Origin of the sequence: Frateuria defendens, from assembly GCF_001182895.1 — a bacterium.
Classification (GTDB): Bacteria; Pseudomonadota; Gammaproteobacteria; order Xanthomonadales; family Rhodanobacteraceae; genus Frateuria_B; species Frateuria_B defendens.
Genome location: NZ_LFQR01000044.1, coordinates 1 through 16,283, shown reverse-complemented (window position 1 = coordinate 16,283; position 16,283 = coordinate 1). Strand labels below are relative to the sequence as shown.

Genomic DNA, 16,283 nt, shown 5'->3' with positions numbered 1-16,283 from the left:
AGGGGAGCGAAACCCCGGCCTACGGCCGGCCAGTATGCCGATGCGGCTTCCACAACGCAGTTACCCGCAGGGAGATGGTGAACAAACTCTCAGCGCTTCTCGATCGGCACGTAGGCCAGGTCTTCCGGCCCGACGTAGTTGGCGCTGGGGCGGATGATCTTGCCGTCCGCGCGCTGCTCGATCACATGCGCGCTCCAGCCGGCGGTGCGGGCGATCACGAACAGCGGCGTGAACATCGCCGTGGGCACGCCCATCATGTGGTAGGCGCTGGCCGAGTACCAGTCGAGGTTGGGGAACATCTTCTTCAGCTCCCACATCAGCTTCTCGATGCGCTCGGAGATCTCGAACAGCACCGGGTTGCGGCCCTCGGCGCAGAGCTTGCGCGAGATCTCCTTGATGACCGCGTTGCGCGGGTCGGACACCGTGTACACCGGGTGGCCGAAGCCGATCACGATCTCCCTGCGCTCCACCCGCGCGCGGATGTCCGCCTCGGCCTCCTCCGCGCTGCGGTAGCGGGCGATGATCTCCATCGCCACCTCGTTGGCCCCGCCGTGCTTGGGGCCGCGTAGTGCGCCGATGGCGCCGGTGATGGCCGAGTAGAGGTCCGAGCCGGTGCCGGCGACCACCCGCGCGGTGAAGGTGCTGGCGTTGAACTCGTGCTCGGCGTAGAGGATCAGCGACTTGTCCAGCGCCTGCGCGTGCGGCTCGCCGGGCTTCTTGCCGTGCAGCAGGTGCAGGAAGTGCGCGGCCACCGAGTCGTCGTCGGTCTCGGTCTCGATGCGCTTGCCGTTGTGGCTGAAGTGGTACCAGTAGAGCAGCATGGAACCGAAGCCCGCGATCAGCCGGTCGGCGATGTCGCGGGCGCCGGCGGCGCCGTGTTCGTCCTTCTCCGGCAGCACGGTGCCGAGCACCGAGCAGCCGGTGCGCAGCACGTCCATCGGATGGGTGGCGGCGGGCAGCAACTCCAGCGCACCCTTCACCGGTGCGGGCAGGCCGCGCAGGCGCTTGAGCTTGGCGCGGTAGGCGTTGAGCTCGGCCCAGTTCGGCAACACGCCGTGCACCAGCAGGTAGGCCACCTCCTCGAAGCTGCCGCGGGTGGCGAGGTCGTGGATGTCGTAGCCGCGGTAGTGCAGGTCGTTGCCGCTGCGCCCGACCGTGCACAGCGCGGTGTTGCCCGCGGGCACGCCGGAGAGGGCGACCGACTTCTTGGCCTTGGGAAGGACTTGCTCGTTCATCGGTAAGTCTCCTGCCGTTTCATGTAGCGCGCCTTGCGCGCGAAAAGCCTTTACGTAGCGGTGACGCCGCAACCCTCGCGCGAAGAGCCCGCGTAGCGGTGGCACCGCAACGCCGCGGTCGCGCGCCAAGCGCACTCCTACGCGGGTTTCCTGGCGAAGAGTTCGTCCAGCCGCCGCTCGTAGTCGTGGTAGCCGATGCGCTCGTACAGCTCCTCGCGCGTCTGCATGGCGTCGACCACGTTGCGCTGGTGGCCGTCGCGGCGGATCGCCTCGTACACCGCCTCCGCCGCCTTGTTCATGGCGCGGAAGGCGGACAGCGGGAACAGCTGGATCGCCACGCCGGCCTCGGCCAGCTCCTCGCGCGAGAACAGCGGCGTCTGACCGAACTCGGTGATGTTGGCCAGCACCGGCACCTTCACCGCCTCGACGAAGCGCTTGTAGGTGCCAAGGTCGTAGGCGGCCTCGGCGAAGATACCGTCGGCGCCGGCTTCCACGCAGGCCACGGCGCGCGCGATGGCAGCGTCCACGCCGTCCACCGCGATGGCGTCGGTGCGGGCGATGAGGAAGAAGTCCGGGTCGGTCCTGGCGTCCGCCGCCGCCTTCACGCGGTCGGCCATCTCGCCCACCGGCACGATCTCCTTGCCGGGCCGGTGGCCGCAGCGCTTGGCGCCCACCTGGTCCTCGATGTGGCAGGCGGCGGCGCCGGCCTTGATCAGGCTCTTCACCGTGCGGGCGATGTTGAAGGCGCTGGGGCCGAAGCCGGTGTCGATGTCCACCAGGAGCGGCAGCTCGCACACGTCGGTGATGCGGCGCGCGTCGATCAGCACGTCCTCCAGCGTGTTGATGCCGAGGTCCGGCAGGCCCAGGGAGCCGGCCGCCACGCCGCCGCCGGAGAGGTAGATGGCCCGGTAGCCCGCGCGCCGGGCCAGCAGCGCGTGGTTGGCATTGATGGCGCCTATCACCTGCAGCGGCCGCTCCGCGGCCAGGGCGGCGCGGAACCTCGCGCCCGGGGATGCCTGCACAACCATGTCGCCTCCGGGTAAAGACGCCAGTTTAGTCCCGTAGCCTCCGGCGGGCGTGCTGCGCAGCAGCACCGCAGGGCCGGCGGGCCGTTTTTCACGCCCCGTGGCGGGCGGTTCGCGTTATCGTTGGCCGGTGTCCGGCACGCGCCGGCGGCCACCGGCCGCCATCCCCCGCGCCAGCCGCCACCGATAGCCATGACCAATCGCCGCAATCTCGACAATCAATTAGATGAATTGTCGAAGGCGCTTTATGCTTGGACCCATGAATTACCAAACCACCCACACGGGAGCATGCGAATGTCGCTGATCAACACCCAGATCAAACCCTTCAAGACCAACGCCTTCAAGGACGGCCAGTTCGTCGAAGTGTCCGACGCCGACCTCAAGGGCAAGTGGTCCGTGTTCGTGTTCTACCCGGCCGACTTCACCTTCGTGTGCCCGACCGAACTGGAAGACCTGGCCGACCATTACGAAGAGTTCAAGAAGCTGGGCGTGGAGATCTACTCCGTCTCGACCGACACCCACTTCGCCCACAAGGCGTGGCACGACACCTCCGACGCGATCGGCAAGGTGAAGTACACCATGCTGGCCGACCCGACCCACCTGCTGGCCAACAACTTCGAAGTGCTGATCGCGGAAGAGGGCATTGCCCTGCGCGGCACCTTCCTGGTCAACCCGGAAGGCGAGATCAAGGTCGCCGAGATCCACGACAACGGCATCGGCCGCGACGCCTCCGAGTTGCTGCGCAAGGTCAAGGCCGCCCAGTACGTGGCCTCGCACCCGGGTGAGGTGTGCCCGGCCAAGTGGAAGGAAGGCGAGAAGACCCTGAAGCCCTCGCTGGACCTCGTCGGCAAGATCTGATGTACCCGGCGGTCCGCCCGGCGGACCGCCACCCGGCCCGGCGCGAGGCGCCGGGCCGCCCTCCTCCCCCATTGAATCCCGTAGCGTTGCTTCGACTGGCCTCCGGCCGGCGCAGCCCCGCTCGTCCCAACATCAACCATTCGGAGACGCTGCCATGCTGGATGCCGACCTCAAGACCCAATTGAAGGCTTACCTGGAAAAGGTCACGCAACCCGTGGAGCTGGTTGCGTCCCTGGACGAGAGCGCGAAGTCGCAGGAGCTGCTGGCCCTGCTCGAAGACATCGTCGAGGCGTCCGACAAGTTCACCCTGGTGCGCCGCGACGACGACGCGCGCAAGCCCTCCTTCGCGATCAACCGCGCGGGCACCGACATCGGCGTGCGCTTCGCCGGCATCCCGATGGGCCACGAGTTCACCTCGCTGGTGCTGGCCCTGCTGCAGGTGGGCGGCTACCCGCCGAAGCTGTCGGCGGAGCAGATCGAGCAGGTGCGCAGCCTCGACGGCGAGTTCCGCTTCGAGACCTATTTCTCGCTGTCCTGCCAGAACTGCCCGGACGTGGTGCAGGCGCTCAACCTGATGAGCGTGCTCAACCCGAAGATCCGGCACGTGGCGATCGACGGCGCGCTGTTCCAGGCCGAGGTCGAGGCGCGCCAGGTGATGGCGGTGCCCAGCATCTACTTGAACGGCGAGCTGTTCGACCAGGGCCGCATGAGCCTGGAGCAGATCCTGGCCAGGCTCGACACCGGCGCCGCGGCGCGCGAGGCCGAGAAGATCCAGGCCAAGGACGCCTTCGACGTGCTGGTGGTCGGCGGCGGCCCGGCCGGCTCCGCGGCGGCGGTGTACGCCGCCCGCAAGGGCATCCGCACCGGCGTGGCGGCCGAGCGCTTCGGCGGCCAGGTGCTGGACACCATGGCGATCGAGAACTTCATCTCCGTGCCCTACACCGAGGGCCCGAAGCTCGGCGCCGCGCTGGAGCAGCACGTGCTCGAGTACGGCGTGGACGTGATGAACCTGCAGCGCGCCGAGAAGCTGGTGCCGGCCGCGGTGCCGGGCGGCCTGATCGAGGTGCAGCTGGCCAGCGGCGCCTCGGTCAAGGCGCGCAGCGTGATCCTCTCCACCGGCGCGCGCTGGCGCCAGATGGGCGTGCCCGGCGAGGAGCAGTACCGCAACAAGGGCGTGGCCTACTGCCCGCACTGCGACGGCCCGCTGTTCAAGGGCAAGCGCGTGGCGGTGGTGGGCGGCGGCAACTCCGGCGTGGAGGCGGCGATCGACCTGGCCGGCATCGTCAGCCACGTCACCCTGCTCGAGTTCGCCGACACGCTGCGCGCCGACGACGTGCTGCAGCGCAAGCTGCGCAGCCTGCCCAACGTCACCGTGATCGCCAACGCGCAGACCACCGAAGTGCTGGGCGACGGCCAGAAGGTCACCGGCCTGGTCTACAAGGACCGCGTGGGCGGCACGCTCGAAACCATTGAGCTGGAAGGCATCTTCGTGCAGATCGGCCTGCTGCCGAACACGGAGTGGCTGAAGGGCACGCTGGAACTGTCCCCGCGCGGCGAGATCGTGATCGACGAGCGCGGCCAGACCTCGCTGCCAGGCGTGTTCGCGGCGGGCGACGCCACCACGGTGCCGTACAAGCAGATCGTGGTGGCGATGGGCGAAGGCTCCAAGGCCTCGCTGGCAGCCTTCGACTACCTGATCCGCGTGTCGGCGCCGGTGGCGCAGGCCGCGAAGAAGGAAGCCGTGGCGGCCTGACCACGCGGCCCGGCGACGGCCTCGAGCCGGCAGGCGCCTGGTCCGGCCGCCTGGCGGCGCCGGGCGCTGCACCGGTGACCGGCGACGCCCCTTCACGATTTTCGCTTTGAAGACCCCTGCCCCAGGCCGCCCGGCCTGGGGCTTTTTTTGCCGCCCGCCCTGCCCCGCACCGCCGTCGCCGACCGCCCGGCCGCCACGGGCGCAGGCAGCTCGTCGAGCCCGGCGCTGGCCAGGGCCGCGATGCGCTCGCGCAGCCAGCGCCGGATGGGGTGCGTGGTGGTGCGGTCGTGCCAGACCATGGCGATCTCGAAGCCGGGCACCGCGATCGGGGGCGCCAGGATCTGCAGCCGCCCGGAGCGGTCGCGCACGATCCGCTGCGGCACCAGGGCGATCATGTCCGAACGCTCGACGATCTCCGGCACCATCAGGAAACCCGGCGTCGAGAGCACCACGCGGCGGCGGCGCCCCAGGCTTTCGAGCGCGGTGTCCGTCGGCCCGACGAAGCCGCCGCCCTGCGGCGATACGAGGATGTGGTCGAGCCGGCCGAAGAGGTCGAGGTCGAGACGCCCCCGGACCCGCGGGTGGTCGACACGCGCGATCGCCACGTACTGCTCGCGGTAGAGCTTCTTCATGCGCAGCGCTTCCGGCGCGGACTCGGGCGTCATCAGCGCCAGATCGACCTCGCCCCGTTCGAGCTGGGTCGTCAGCGCGGCGGCGTCGAGGGTGCGCCAGGCGATCCTGACCTTCGGGGCCTCCACCCGCAGCGCGCAGGCGAGCGGCATCAGGATCGAGTACTGCACGTAGTCGCTCGCGGCGATCGCGAGGGTCGCCTCCGCGCTCGAAGGCTCGAAGGGCGTGCCGTCCGCGAGCACGTGCCGGACGCCCTCCAGGGCTTCGTGGAGCGGCACCTGCAGTTCCAGCGCGCTCTGGGTCAGCACCATGCCGCGCCGGGCCGGGATCAGCAGCGGGTCGCCCAGGATCTCCCGCAGGCGCGTGAGGCGCGCGGAGAGCGCGGGCTGGCTCAGGTGCAGACGCTTCGCCGCGCGCGTGACGTTGCGCTCGGCGAGCAGCGTGTCCAGGGTCACCAACAGGTTGAGGTCGAGCTTCCTGGTATCCATCGAATCTATAAGAAGCCATAAAAACTTCGATTTCAACAATTGCATGTCGATGGGTATGTTCGAAGCGAAAGCTCCCCTCACTGCCCCATCGAGGCCCATCGCATGAGCAACATCCTCATCGTCCACGCCCACCCCGAGCCGAAGTCGCTGACCAGCGCCCTGAAGGACCTGGCAGTGGAAACCCTCACCGCCCGCGGGCATGCCGTGCAGGTGTCCGACCTCTACGCCATGGGCTGGAAGGCCACCGCGGACGGCGGCGACTTCATCGCGCCGGCGCACCCGGAACGCCTCAAGTACGCCTCCGAATCCAGGCACGCCTTCGCCAACGGCACCCAGACGCCCGACGTCGAGGCCGAGCAGCAGAAGCTGCTGTGGGCCGACGCGGTCATCCTGAGCTTTCCGCTGTGGTGGTTCGGCATGCCGGCCATCCTCAAGGGCTGGGTGGACCGCGTGTTCGCCTACGGCTTCGCCTATGGCGTGGGCGCGCACGGCGGCGAGCGCTGGGGCGACCGCTACGGCGAGGGCGTGCTCAGCGGCCGCCGCGCCATGCTCCTCGTCAACATCGGCGGCCGCGAGCCGCACTACGGCGAGCGCGGCGTCAACGGCCGGCTCGACGAGATCCTGTGGCCGATCCAGCACGGCGTGCTGTTCTACCCCGGCATGTCGGTGCTGCCGCCCTTCGTGACCTACCAGAGCGACCGGCTGGGCGAGGCCGGCTGGCAGGACGCCGCCGCCAGCCTCGTGCGGCGGCTCGATGGCTTCTTCATCGACGCGCCGATCCCCTTCCGCTGCCAGAACGGCGGCCACTACGACGGCCAGCAGGTGCTCAAGCCCGGCCTGGGCGCCGGCCAGACCGGCGCACGCCTGCACCTCGTGCAGCCCGGCGACCCCGAGCAGGTGCTCGAGCCCAGCGAAGCCCTGGCGGCGCAGGAGCCGGGCCGGCGCCTGGCGGTCAAGGCATAACGACGACGGCGCCCCCGGAATGAAGGCGATCAAATCCAACGGCGAGGCGGGGCTGGACGGCCTGTCGCTGGCCGACCTTCCCGACCCCGGCTTGCCCGGCCGGGGCGAGATCCGCGTCCGGCTGCATGCCACTTCGCTCAACTTCCACGATTTGGGCGTCGTGACGGGCCGGATACGCACGGCTACGGGACGCATTCCCATGGCCGACGGCGCCGGCGTCGTGGAGGCGGTCGGCGAGGGTGTCTCGGAGTTCGCCATCGGCGACCCCGTGGTTTCCACCTTTTTCCCGCAGTGGCTCGATGGGGAGCCGCCCGTGGACGACTTCTCGACCACGCCGGGGGACGGCATCGACGGCTATGCCCGTGAAGCGGTCATAACACCAGCCTCGGCGTTCACCCGGGCGCCGGTCGGCTACACGCACGCCGAGGCCGCCACGCTCACCACGGCCGGCCTTACGGCCTGGCGGGCACTGGTGGTCAATGGCGGCCTCAAGGCCGGCGACACCGTGCTGGTGCTCGGCACGGGCGGCGTGTCGATCTTTGCCCTGCAGTTGGCCAAGGCCATGGGCGCGTCCGTTCTAGTCACCTCCTCGTCGGACGAGAAGCTCGAGCGGGCGCGACGGCTGGGTGCCGATCACGGCATCAACTATGGCAAGGTGAAGGACTGGGGCAAGCATGTCCGCGAACTCACCCATGGCCGTGGCGTGGACCATGTCGTGGAAGTGGGCGGCGTCGGCACCCTGGCCCAGTCGATCGAGGCCGGCCGGATCGGCGGCCATCTTTCCTTGATAGGCGTGCTGACCGGCCGAGCAGGACCGGTCCCGACCGGCCTGCTGATGACGCGCCAGCAACGGCTGCAGGGTCTGGTCGTGGGTAGCCGGCAGCAGCAGCTGGACATGATCCGCGCGATCGAGGCGACCGGCATCAAGCCGATCATCGACCGGTCGTTTGCGCTGGAAGGGCTGACGGACGCCTTCCGGCTGCAGCAGGCCGGCGGCCACTTCGGCAAGATCGTGGTCGAGTTCTGACCTTGGGCCTTGCGGACCGCAGCGCGCAGGCCTGGCCAGGCCCGCTCCCACACGGCGAAGCGGACACCGTCGATCGCGTCTGTGCAGGCGCACCGCCCGCCCCATCAACCACGTCAAGTCACCCCCGGAGACATCGAAAAATGAGCGCCTATGTCGTTGTCGAGCTGACCGTGAAGGACCCGCAGGCCAAGGATCGCTATTCGGCCGCCGCCGGCCCGGTCGTGAAGCAATTCGGCGGCGAGTTCATCGCCGGCGGCGCCTGGGACGTCCTGACCGGCGAGCCCGCCTTCACCAGCGGCGCGATCATCCGCTTCGCAGATCGCGACACGGCGATCGCCTGGTACGAGTCGCCCGGCTACCGGGCCACGCTGGCCGATCGCTCGACCGGGATCGATTGCCGCTTTCGATTGCTCGGTTGATGGCCGGCGCCAGCTGTTTCGCACCGGCCGACATGTCCTAGGCGGGCATTAGCCTGCACGCCACTCACCCGCCCAGCTCCGGCCCCCGCTCCAGCGCCTGCCGCACCTCGTCCAGCGCGCCCGGGTCGTCCAGCGTGGAGAGGTCACCCGGGTCGGTGTGCTGCACCAGGGCCTGCAGGGAGCGCCGCAGCAGCTTGCCCGAGCGCGTCTTGGGCAGGGCGTTGACCACGTAGACGCGCGAGGGCTTCGCCACCGCGCCGAGCTGTTCCACCACGCGCCGCTGCATGCCCTCGGCGACGTGCGCCGGCGTCTCCACCACGCCTTGCTTCAGGGTGGCGAAGACCACCGGCACCTGGCCCTTCAATTCATCACGCATGCCGATCACCGCGGCCTCGGCCACCGCCGGATGGGTGGCGACGGATTCCTCGATCTCGCGCGTGCCCAGGCGGTGGCCGGCCACGTTGATGACGTCGTCGGTGCGGCCGAGGATGAAGTAGTAGCCGTCGGCGTCGCGGATGGCCCAGTCCAGCGAGCTGTAGAGCAATTCCTTGAAGTGGCCGAAGTAGCTGCCGACGTAGCGCGCGTCGTCGCGCCACACGGTGGTGAGGCAGCCGGGCGGCAGCGGCGGCTCGAACACCAGCACGCCCTTCTCGCCCGCCGCGGCCTCGCGGCCGGTGCTCTCGTCGATCACCTTCATGCGGTAGCCCGGTGCCGGCAGCCCGGGTGAGCCGAACTTCACGGGCTTGAGGTCCAGGCCCGGCATCAGCGTGATCGCCGGCCAGCCGGTCTCGGTCTGCCAGTAGTTGTCGATCACCGGCACGCCCAGGGTCTCGGTGATCCAGCGCGCGGTGGGCTCGTCCAGCGGCTCGCCGGCGAGGAACAGCCACTTGAGCCGCGACAGGTCGTACTTCCTCAGCCAGGCCGGGTCCTGCTTCTTCAGCAGGCGGATCGCGGTGGGCGAGGAGAACATGGTGCGCACGCCGTAGCGCTCGCACAGCTGCCACCAGATGCCCGGGTCCGGGCGGATCGGCACGCCCTCGTAGAGCAGCGAGGTGGCGCCGCCGATCAGCGGCCCGTAGACGTTGTAGGAATGCCCCACCGCCCAGCCGACGTCGGAGGTGGAGAACATCACCTGCCCCGGCGCGATGTCGAAGATGGTGGTGATCGACAGCGCCAGCGCCACCGCATAGCCGCCCACGTCGCGCTGGATGCCTTTCGGCTTGCCGGTGGTGCCGGAGGTGTAGAGGAGATAGCTCGGCTCGTTCGATTCCAGCCACGTCACCGGCACCTCGGCGCCCAGGTGCTGCGCGCGCAGCGCGGCGTAGTCGAGGTCGCGACCGGCCACGCGGGTCATCTGCGGGTCGAGGCCGCGGTCCACCAGCAGCACCTGCGGCGGCGGCGAGGCGGCCTCGGCCAGCGCGGCGTCGACCAGCGGCTTGTACGGGATCACCATGCCCGCGCGCATGCCCGCGTCGGCGGCGATCAGCAGCTTGGGCTGCGCGTCGTCGATGCGCAGCGCCAGGTTGTGCGCGGCGAAGCCGCCGAACACCACCGAGTGGATCGCGCCGATGCGCGCGCAGGCCAGCATGGCGAACACCGCCTCGGCGATGTTGGGCAGGTAGATCACCACGCGGTCGCCCTTGCCCACGCCCAGCGCCACCAGCACGGCGGCGAAGGCATTCACCTCGCGGTACAGCTCGCGGTAGCTCAGCTCGCGGGTGAGGCCGGTCTCGGTGGAGATCGCCACCAGCGCCAGTTGCTCGCCGCGCGCGGCGAGGTGGCGGTCCAGCGCGTTGTGGCAGAGGTTGGTGGTGCCGCCCACGAACCAGCGGCGGAACGGCGACCGGCTGTCGTCGAGGATGCGTTGCGGCGGCGTCTCCCAGTGGATGCGCCGCGCCTGCTCGGCCCAGAACAGCTCCGGCTGTTCGACCGACTGGCGATACAGCGACTCGTAGCTCATCGTCCCCGCCTCCGTCCCCGTGGCTGCGGCAAGGCTAGTGCTACGCAGCGCAGCAAAGCGAACGACTTTGGTCTACCCCCGATGCTGCCGGAGCATGCCCTAGTCCAGCAGACGGTGCAGCCGGAGCTCCTCGAAATCCAGCTCGCCCTCGATCCGGTGCAGCACCGCGTCGGAGATGCGGCCCGCGTGATGCAGCCGCAGCAGCTCCTGCCGCGAGGTGCCGACCAGGTCCAGCTCCAGGCGCAGTTGCCGGGATCGCCGCTGCACGTGCTCCTGGCCTTCGCGGTGCGCGTTGGCGTTGTTGCGCACGCGCACCCGGTATTCCTCGATCAGGCGGTCGATCGCGGCGGCGTCCTCGCCGGCATCGTCCGCGCGTCGCCGTTCCAGCTCGACCAGCGAGGCGCGGAAGGCGTGGGAGCGCGCCTCCAGCTCCGACATCAGGTTGCCGGGCCGCACCGGGCGCAGCTTCAGCAGGCGGATCAGCGGCGCGAGGCTCAGCCCCTGGCCGACCAGGGTGGCGAAGATCACCACGAAGGTGCTGAAGATGATGATGTCGCGGCCGGGAAACCGCTCGGGCAGCGCCAGCGCCGCCGCCAGACTCACCACGCCGCGCATCCCCGCCCAGCCCAGCACCACCGATTCGCCCAGGCTCCAGGGGTGCGGCGAGCGCCCCGCCCGCGCCGCCAGCTTCGAGGGCAGGTAGATCGCCACCGCCACCCACAGCAGGCGGGCCACGATCACCGCGCCCACCGCGGGCAGGGCCACGTGCAGGCTGATGCGCCACATGGACGCCGTGCTGGCCATCCGCTCCAGGATGCCGTGCAGGGCCAGCCCCACCAGGATGAACACCAGCGCCTCCAGCACGAAAACCACCGTCTCCCAGGCGGCCTCCGCCTTGATCCGCATGTCGGCGTTGAAGGCCTGGTGCTGGCGTATGCCCAGCACCAGGCCGCAGGTCACCACCGAGAGCACGCCCGAGCCGTGCAGGTGCTCGGCCAAGCCATAACTGGCCCAGGCCATCAGGAAGCTCAGCACGATGCACAGCACCGGGTCGCGCAGCCGCTTGATCAGCCACACCATGGCCTGGCCGCAAGCGAAGCCGACCGCCACGCCAACCAGGCTGAGGGTGAAGAAGACGGCCACCCCGCGGCCCGGCGTGAGCAGGCCCGACATCCCCGCCGCCACCGCCATCTGGTACAGCAGCAGGCCCGAGGCATCGTTGATCAGGCTCTCCCCTTCCAGCACGGTGACCAGCCGCGCAGGCAGCGGAAAGCGTTGCAGCATCGCCTTGGCGGCCACCGCGTCGGGCGGCGAGACGATGGCGCCCAGGGCAAAGCAGGCCGGCCAGGGCAGCGCCGGCGCCAGCGCATGCACCACCACCGCGACCGCCACGGTGGTGAAGGCCACCGCGCCCAGCACCAGCGAGGCGATGGGCAGCAGCTCGCGGCGGAAATCCCGCCAGGCGGTGTAGAACGCGCTGGACATCAGGAGCGGCGGCAGCACCGCCGCCAGGATCAGGCCCGGGTCCATGTCCACGGCCGGATAGCCGCCGGCCAGGGCCACCACCGTGCCGCCCAGCAGCAACACCACCGCGGGCGCCACGGCGACGCGCTCGGCCAGCCAGGTCAGCAGCCCGGCGCCGAAGACCAGAAACAGCAGGTAATGAAAAAAGGCGATGTTATCCACGTGCCATCCAGGTTGCCCGCTTCGATCCGACAAGTTTCGACCCCGGGAAGCCCGGCGCCGCCACCCTGCTCAGGCCAGCGGTTTGCCGTCCTCGCCGTAGCGCACGATCCGGCTGCTGCCGTCGGCGGCCACCGCCGCGTCGAGCCGGCGCTTGCCGGCCGTATCGATCAATACCACGCCCGATCCACCGGCGTTGTTGAGGAAAAGATAGGCGGACGCGCCGCCCGGCCGGTCGAACTTCACATGCACGCCCTTGCCGTCCACCTCCAGGCTGGCTCCGGGCCAGGCCGGATCCGGATTGGCCAGACGCACGGCCGGGCGTCCCGCCGCGTCCAACCGCAGGCTCGCGCCGGGCTGTCCGTCCTCGCGCAACAGCAGCACCGCCGGGGCGCCCTCCCTGACCGTCAGCAGCAGGCGCTCGCGGCCCTGCTCGTCGACGATGCGGAGTTCCCGCGTGGCCACGGCATCGGTCGTGGGTGTGTCCGTCATGGAGAGAGCTCCTCGCGCAGGTAAGTGGAAACGGCGGTGTAGGATGCGGCCATCAACCGGCCCGATACGTCGCCACCAGGCTGGCCTGGAAACGCTCGGCCGTCGCCGCGAAACCCGCCGCACCCACGTCGAAGACCCAGCGGCGCAACGCGAACGGCGACGCCAGCCCCCGCGCGACGAGCCGCGACTGGACATCGATCGCGCCGATCACGGCGTCGAGCATCGCCGTCGCCACCCCGCCGGTGGCTGCGCGATCCAGCCCCGCATCGAGCAGGCTCGGCGCGAAGGCCGCGCTGGTCGCGCCCTGCTGCACGGCAAGACGCACCGCCGCCGCGGCCGCCTGGGCGGTCAGCGCCGGCGACCAGGCGGTGGGGTCGCCCAGGCCGATCACCGCCACCGCCGGCGCGGCCACCGCCGCCGGTGGCCGGCTGATCAGCAGCGTTTCCAGTGGCGCGGCGCGGAAGCTCCCCTCGCGGCGCAAGGCGGTAAGCGCGCCGTCCAGGGCCTGGTCCAGGTGGCGCAGGCCACCCATCGGCCCGGCATCGCCCAACTCGCGCTCGAACATGCAGGCGATGGACAGCTCGACCTCCGCCGCCGCACCGTCCCACAACGCGATCTCGATGGCCACTCCGCGCCAGTGGCCCAGCACGCGCTGCTCGGTCATGGCAGTGCTCAAGGCTTGAGCATGTCGCGGGCGTAGGCCAGGCCCATGCCGTAGCCGCCGGCGTTCGCCTCCACGATGGCGCGCGCGCCGTCGTAGGTCTCGTGGCGGGTCCAGTCGCGTTGCAGTTCCAGCAGCACCTGCAGCCAGCTGGTCAGCTGGATGCCGGCCGCCTGCATCCGCCGCAGCGCCAGCTCGTGGCTCTGCGGGGTGAGGCCGCCGCAGGCGTCGCCGACCACGAAGACCTCGTAGCCCTCGGCCGCCGCCGACAGGGCCAGGAAGCTCACGCAGGCCTCGGTCAGCATGCCCGACACCAGCAGCCGCTTGCGCCCAGTGGCCACGATGGCGGCGCGCACGGCCTCGTCCTCCCAGGCGTTCATGTTGCGCCGGTCGATCGCCACCACGTCCGGGATCGCGTGCTGCAGCGCCGGCATCATCGGCCCGCTGTAGACCTTGGTCGCCGAGGTCGAGGCCACGATCGGCAGCTTGAACACCGAGGCCGTGCGGGCCAGCGCGATGGCGTTGTTCAGCAGGGTCTGGCGGTCGTCCGAACCGACGCCGAACGCGAGGCCCGCCTGCTGGTCGACCAGCACCAGGGCGCAGTGGGAGGGATCGAGCAGGGGAAAGCTCATGCGATGTTCTCCTTGAAGTTACCGGGATACGCGGTGGCCGGGCACGGGGTGGCCGGCCACTAGGCCGCGCCAGCCATCGGCTCGGCCAGCTCGCGCAGGTAGGCGGCCAGCGCGATCAGCGGCGCCACCGCGAAGCACCACGGGCCGACCCACGCGAGCAGCAGGGCCGCCCCGCCGCAGCCCAGGGCGAAGGCACAGACGCTGCGGATCATGCGGAACTGGCGCGCGTCGATGACGGCCTTCTGCTCGGGCGTGACGCCGTGCAGGCGATCGCCGAGGTCGAGCATGATCTGGGTGGTGGTGCCGGTCATCAGCGTGGTCGGCGGCGCGCTGCCCAGGTGCACGCGCTGCACGGCGTTCTGCACAGCCATCGCCGCTACCAGCACCATGCCGGTGACCAGCCCGCTCCAGCTGTCGCCGTCCGCGAACGGCCCGAAACGGATGGCCAGTGCGGCGCCGACGACCAGCAGCAGCAGCTTGATCAGGAGCAGCGTGCGGAACACCGGCCGCCCCGCGTCCTGCAGCCGGTAGCGCAGCAGCCGCGCCAGCACCACCACCGCGCAGAACACCGGCAGCGCCAGCAGCTTGGCGACCGCGCCGGAGGTGCCCAGCACCAGCGCGGCGCCCAGCGTCACGAAGTTGCCGGTGACGTGCGCGGTGAACAGGCCATGCAGGGCCATGAAGCCGGCGGTGTCGACATAGCCGGCGTTGAAGCTGAGCAGGATGGGGATGGAGGGTTTCATCGCAGTGTCTCTCGGTACATGGCCGAAACGGTTTCGGCACGGCGGTCGTCAGGCCTGACGGCGGGCATCGGCATGCCCTCACCAGGCCAGCTTGAGCTCGAGGCCCAGGTAATTGCTGTCGTGTGCGCCCGCCTGGCGGAGCGCGTCGCCGATGCGGAAATGCACCGCCTCGATCGCCCCGGTGAGGTTGGCGTTGAAGCCGTAGTCCACGCGCAGCTGGCCGTAGGCGCCCGTCCAGCGGCCGCCCGTGCCGGCGGTGCCCGGCACCGCGACGTTCGGCTGCGTGTATACGGCGTCCGCCGTGGTGGCGCGCCATTGCAGCCCCAGCGCGGCCATCAGCGTGAGGCGCGCGAGCGGCTTCACGGTGAGCGAGGGCTTCACATGGATGAAGTTGGTGAAGCCGGTGTAGCCCGCCAGGGCCACGTAGTAGCCGTTGGGGAACAGCGGGTTGAAGGTGCCGAGCGTGCCGTCGCCGCGATGGCGGTCGCCCGAGGCGGCGTCCACCTGCAGGCCGGGCCGCGGCCGCCAGGGCAGCGCGGCAAAGGTGTAGCCCGCGCGCGTGCCCACGGCCCAGGCGCGGATGGCCTTGGCGCCCACCGAGCCGCGCTGCGCCATCGCCTCCAGGTCCCAGTCCAAGCCACGCGCCGCGCCGGCGTAGCGGGTGTCCAGCACGTGGCGCCGCTCGCTGCCGCGACCGTCGAGGTAGCGGGCGCCGTCGCGGGCGTACAGCGCGTAATAGGCGGACAACTCCTGGTTGCCGAACACCAGCCGCTCCACGCGCAGCGTGCTGAAGCGCAGGCGGTGGTTGGAGGTGTCGTCGAACGGGTGCGCGTCCGCGTACTGCACCGGCTGGCTGACGAAACCGAGGAAACGCCAGCGGCCGGTTTCCCAATCCGCCCACACCGCGTCGAAGGCCTGGCGCACGTTCGGCCCGTCGCGCACCGACACGAAGCGTTGCAGGTCGAAGGCGAACTCCTGCCGCCCGACGCGGGCCTTGAAGGTGCCGCCCTCGAGCGCATGCGTGTAGGCGACGAAGGCGAGGCGCAGGTCGCCCGGGTTGCGGTCCACCGGCGAGGTGCTGCGCTTGCCGTAGTCGCGGGCATCCTCCAACTGGGCGAACAGCTGCCAGTGCTGGCCGAGGTGCAGGTCGGCGTGGAGCTGCACGCGCTGGATCAGGTAGCTGTCGCGCCGGGTGCCGACGCCGAAGGCCACGGCGTCGTTGTACTCCGCGCGCTCGCGCCAGTTCAGGCCCAGCGAAAGGTAGCTGGCCGGATCGCCGGCATCGAGCGCGATGTACTTGAGCGCATCGCCCGGCCGGGTCCGCAGAGCGGGGTCGGCCATCGGCGACCAGTCCTCCTGCCAGCGGTTGAACAGCGGCACCGGCCGCGTAGGCGCCGCGGCCTCCTGCGCCCACACGGCCGGCGCGCTGGCCACACTCGCCAGCGCGACGCTGCGCAGCGCTGCGGCGAGGCACCGGCGCGGCAGAGACCCGGCGGGACGCCGGGGCGAGAGCGGATGGGTGGCGGTTCCGGGCATCATCCCGCGCCTGGGGCCGGTTTACGGTTTTCCTGCCGGCAGTTGGTCCTTGCCGACGGGACGGAGCATTTGTGGGTGGGGTGCCGTCGCTCGCTCGATGCGCTTGCGTGTGGTGGCTCCCCTGCGGCGGGCTTTCGTCCGCCTGCCGGCGGCCGAGTTACTTTTCTTTGCTTGCCCA

15 protein-coding genes are annotated in these 16,283 nt (G+C 70.4%); 5 read left to right on the top strand and 10 right to left on the bottom strand.

The annotated features are described in order from the left end of the window. Nucleotides 1-89: 89 nt before the first annotated feature. Together prpC and prpB are read right to left on the bottom strand one after the other, a co-directional pair. Nucleotides 90-1,235, bottom strand: a complete 1,146-nt coding sequence (gene prpC, locus ACH65_RS07150; RefSeq protein WP_049621897.1) for a bifunctional 2-methylcitrate synthase/citrate synthase — start codon at nt 1,233-1,235, stop codon at nt 90-92. Between the two features lie 137 nt (nt 1,236-1,372). Beyond that, complete coding sequence (gene prpB, locus ACH65_RS07145) at nt 1,373-2,263, bottom strand: methylisocitrate lyase (protein WP_049621896.1); 891 nt, start codon at nt 2,261-2,263, stop codon at nt 1,373-1,375. Nucleotides 2,264-2,554: 291 nt separating this feature from the next. Between prpB and ahpC the strand changes: the two genes are divergently transcribed. Continuing rightward, on the top strand, nt 2,555-3,118 hold the full coding sequence (ahpC, locus tag ACH65_RS07140; RefSeq protein WP_049621895.1) for an alkyl hydroperoxide reductase subunit C: 564 nt from the start codon (nt 2,555-2,557) through the stop codon (nt 3,116-3,118). Nucleotides 3,119-3,272: 154 nt separating this feature from the next. Beyond that, nucleotides 3,273-4,871: an alkyl hydroperoxide reductase subunit F gene (gene ahpF / locus ACH65_RS07135; protein ID WP_049621894.1), complete on the top strand. Its 1,599-nt coding sequence runs from the start codon at nt 3,273-3,275 to the stop codon at nt 4,869-4,871. Between the two features lie 92 nt (nt 4,872-4,963). On the opposite strand, the gene ACH65_RS07130 is transcribed toward ahpF, so the two are convergent. Next, a complete protein-coding gene (locus ACH65_RS07130) occupies nt 4,964-6,115 on the bottom strand; it encodes a LysR family transcriptional regulator (RefSeq protein ID WP_237561467.1) in 1,152 nt (383 codons plus the stop codon). Between ACH65_RS07130 and ACH65_RS07125 the strand changes: the two genes are divergently transcribed. The 3 genes from ACH65_RS07125 to ACH65_RS07115 all read left to right on the top strand — a co-directional run bounded on the left by ACH65_RS07125 (nt 6,092) and on the right by ACH65_RS07115 (nt 8,398). Beyond that, a complete protein-coding gene (locus ACH65_RS07125; RefSeq protein WP_049621893.1) occupies nt 6,092-6,952 on the top strand; it encodes an NAD(P)H-dependent oxidoreductase in 861 nt (286 codons plus the stop codon). The two genes, ACH65_RS07130 and ACH65_RS07125, sit on opposite strands and share 24 nt — an antisense overlap. Nucleotides 6,953-6,971: 19 nt before the next feature. Further along, nucleotides 6,972-7,979: a zinc-dependent alcohol dehydrogenase family protein gene (locus ACH65_RS07120; protein WP_049621892.1), complete on the top strand. Its 1,008-nt coding sequence runs from the start codon at nt 6,972-6,974 to the stop codon at nt 7,977-7,979. Between the two features lie 140 nt (nt 7,980-8,119). After that, complete coding sequence (locus ACH65_RS07115) at nt 8,120-8,398, top strand: DUF1330 domain-containing protein (protein WP_049621891.1); 279 nt, start codon at nt 8,120-8,122, stop codon at nt 8,396-8,398. A gap of 64 nt (nt 8,399-8,462) precedes the next feature. Here ACH65_RS07115 and prpE read toward each other — a convergent pair whose 3' ends face one another. The 7 genes from prpE to ACH65_RS07080 all read right to left on the bottom strand — a co-directional run bounded on the left by prpE (nt 8,463) and on the right by ACH65_RS07080 (nt 16,105). Continuing rightward, nucleotides 8,463-10,406 carry a propionate--CoA ligase gene (prpE, locus tag ACH65_RS07110; protein ID WP_272913762.1) on the bottom strand — a complete coding sequence of 648 codons (1,944 nt, stop codon included), beginning with the start codon at nt 10,404-10,406 and terminating at the stop codon, nt 8,463-8,465. Between the two features lie 51 nt (nt 10,407-10,457). After that, complete coding sequence (locus ACH65_RS07105; protein ID WP_049621889.1) at nt 10,458-12,044, bottom strand: cation:proton antiporter; 1,587 nt, start codon at nt 12,042-12,044, stop codon at nt 10,458-10,460. A gap of 69 nt (nt 12,045-12,113) precedes the next feature. Continuing rightward, nucleotides 12,114-12,533 carry a hypothetical protein gene (locus ACH65_RS07100; protein WP_049621888.1) on the bottom strand — a complete coding sequence of 140 codons (420 nt, stop codon included), beginning with the start codon at nt 12,531-12,533 and terminating at the stop codon, nt 12,114-12,116. Nucleotides 12,534-12,585: 52 nt separating this feature from the next. Continuing rightward, nucleotides 12,586-13,197 carry a M17 family peptidase N-terminal domain-containing protein gene (locus ACH65_RS07095; protein ID WP_049621887.1) on the bottom strand — a complete coding sequence of 204 codons (612 nt, stop codon included), beginning with the start codon at nt 13,195-13,197 and terminating at the stop codon, nt 12,586-12,588. 8 nt (nt 13,198-13,205) lie between these two features. After that, nucleotides 13,206-13,826 (bottom strand): hydrolase, encoded by a 621-nt coding sequence (locus ACH65_RS07090; RefSeq protein WP_049621886.1) that lies wholly within the window; start codon nt 13,824-13,826, stop codon nt 13,206-13,208. A 59-nt stretch (nt 13,827-13,885) separates the two neighbouring features. Continuing rightward, nucleotides 13,886-14,569 (bottom strand): YoaK family protein, encoded by a 684-nt coding sequence (locus ACH65_RS07085; RefSeq protein ID WP_049621885.1) that lies wholly within the window; start codon nt 14,567-14,569, stop codon nt 13,886-13,888. A 78-nt stretch (nt 14,570-14,647) separates the two neighbouring features. Further along, nucleotides 14,648-16,105, bottom strand: a complete 1,458-nt coding sequence (locus tag ACH65_RS07080) for an alginate export family protein (protein ID WP_082190183.1) — start codon at nt 16,103-16,105, stop codon at nt 14,648-14,650. Nucleotides 16,106-16,283: the final 178 nt, after the last annotated feature.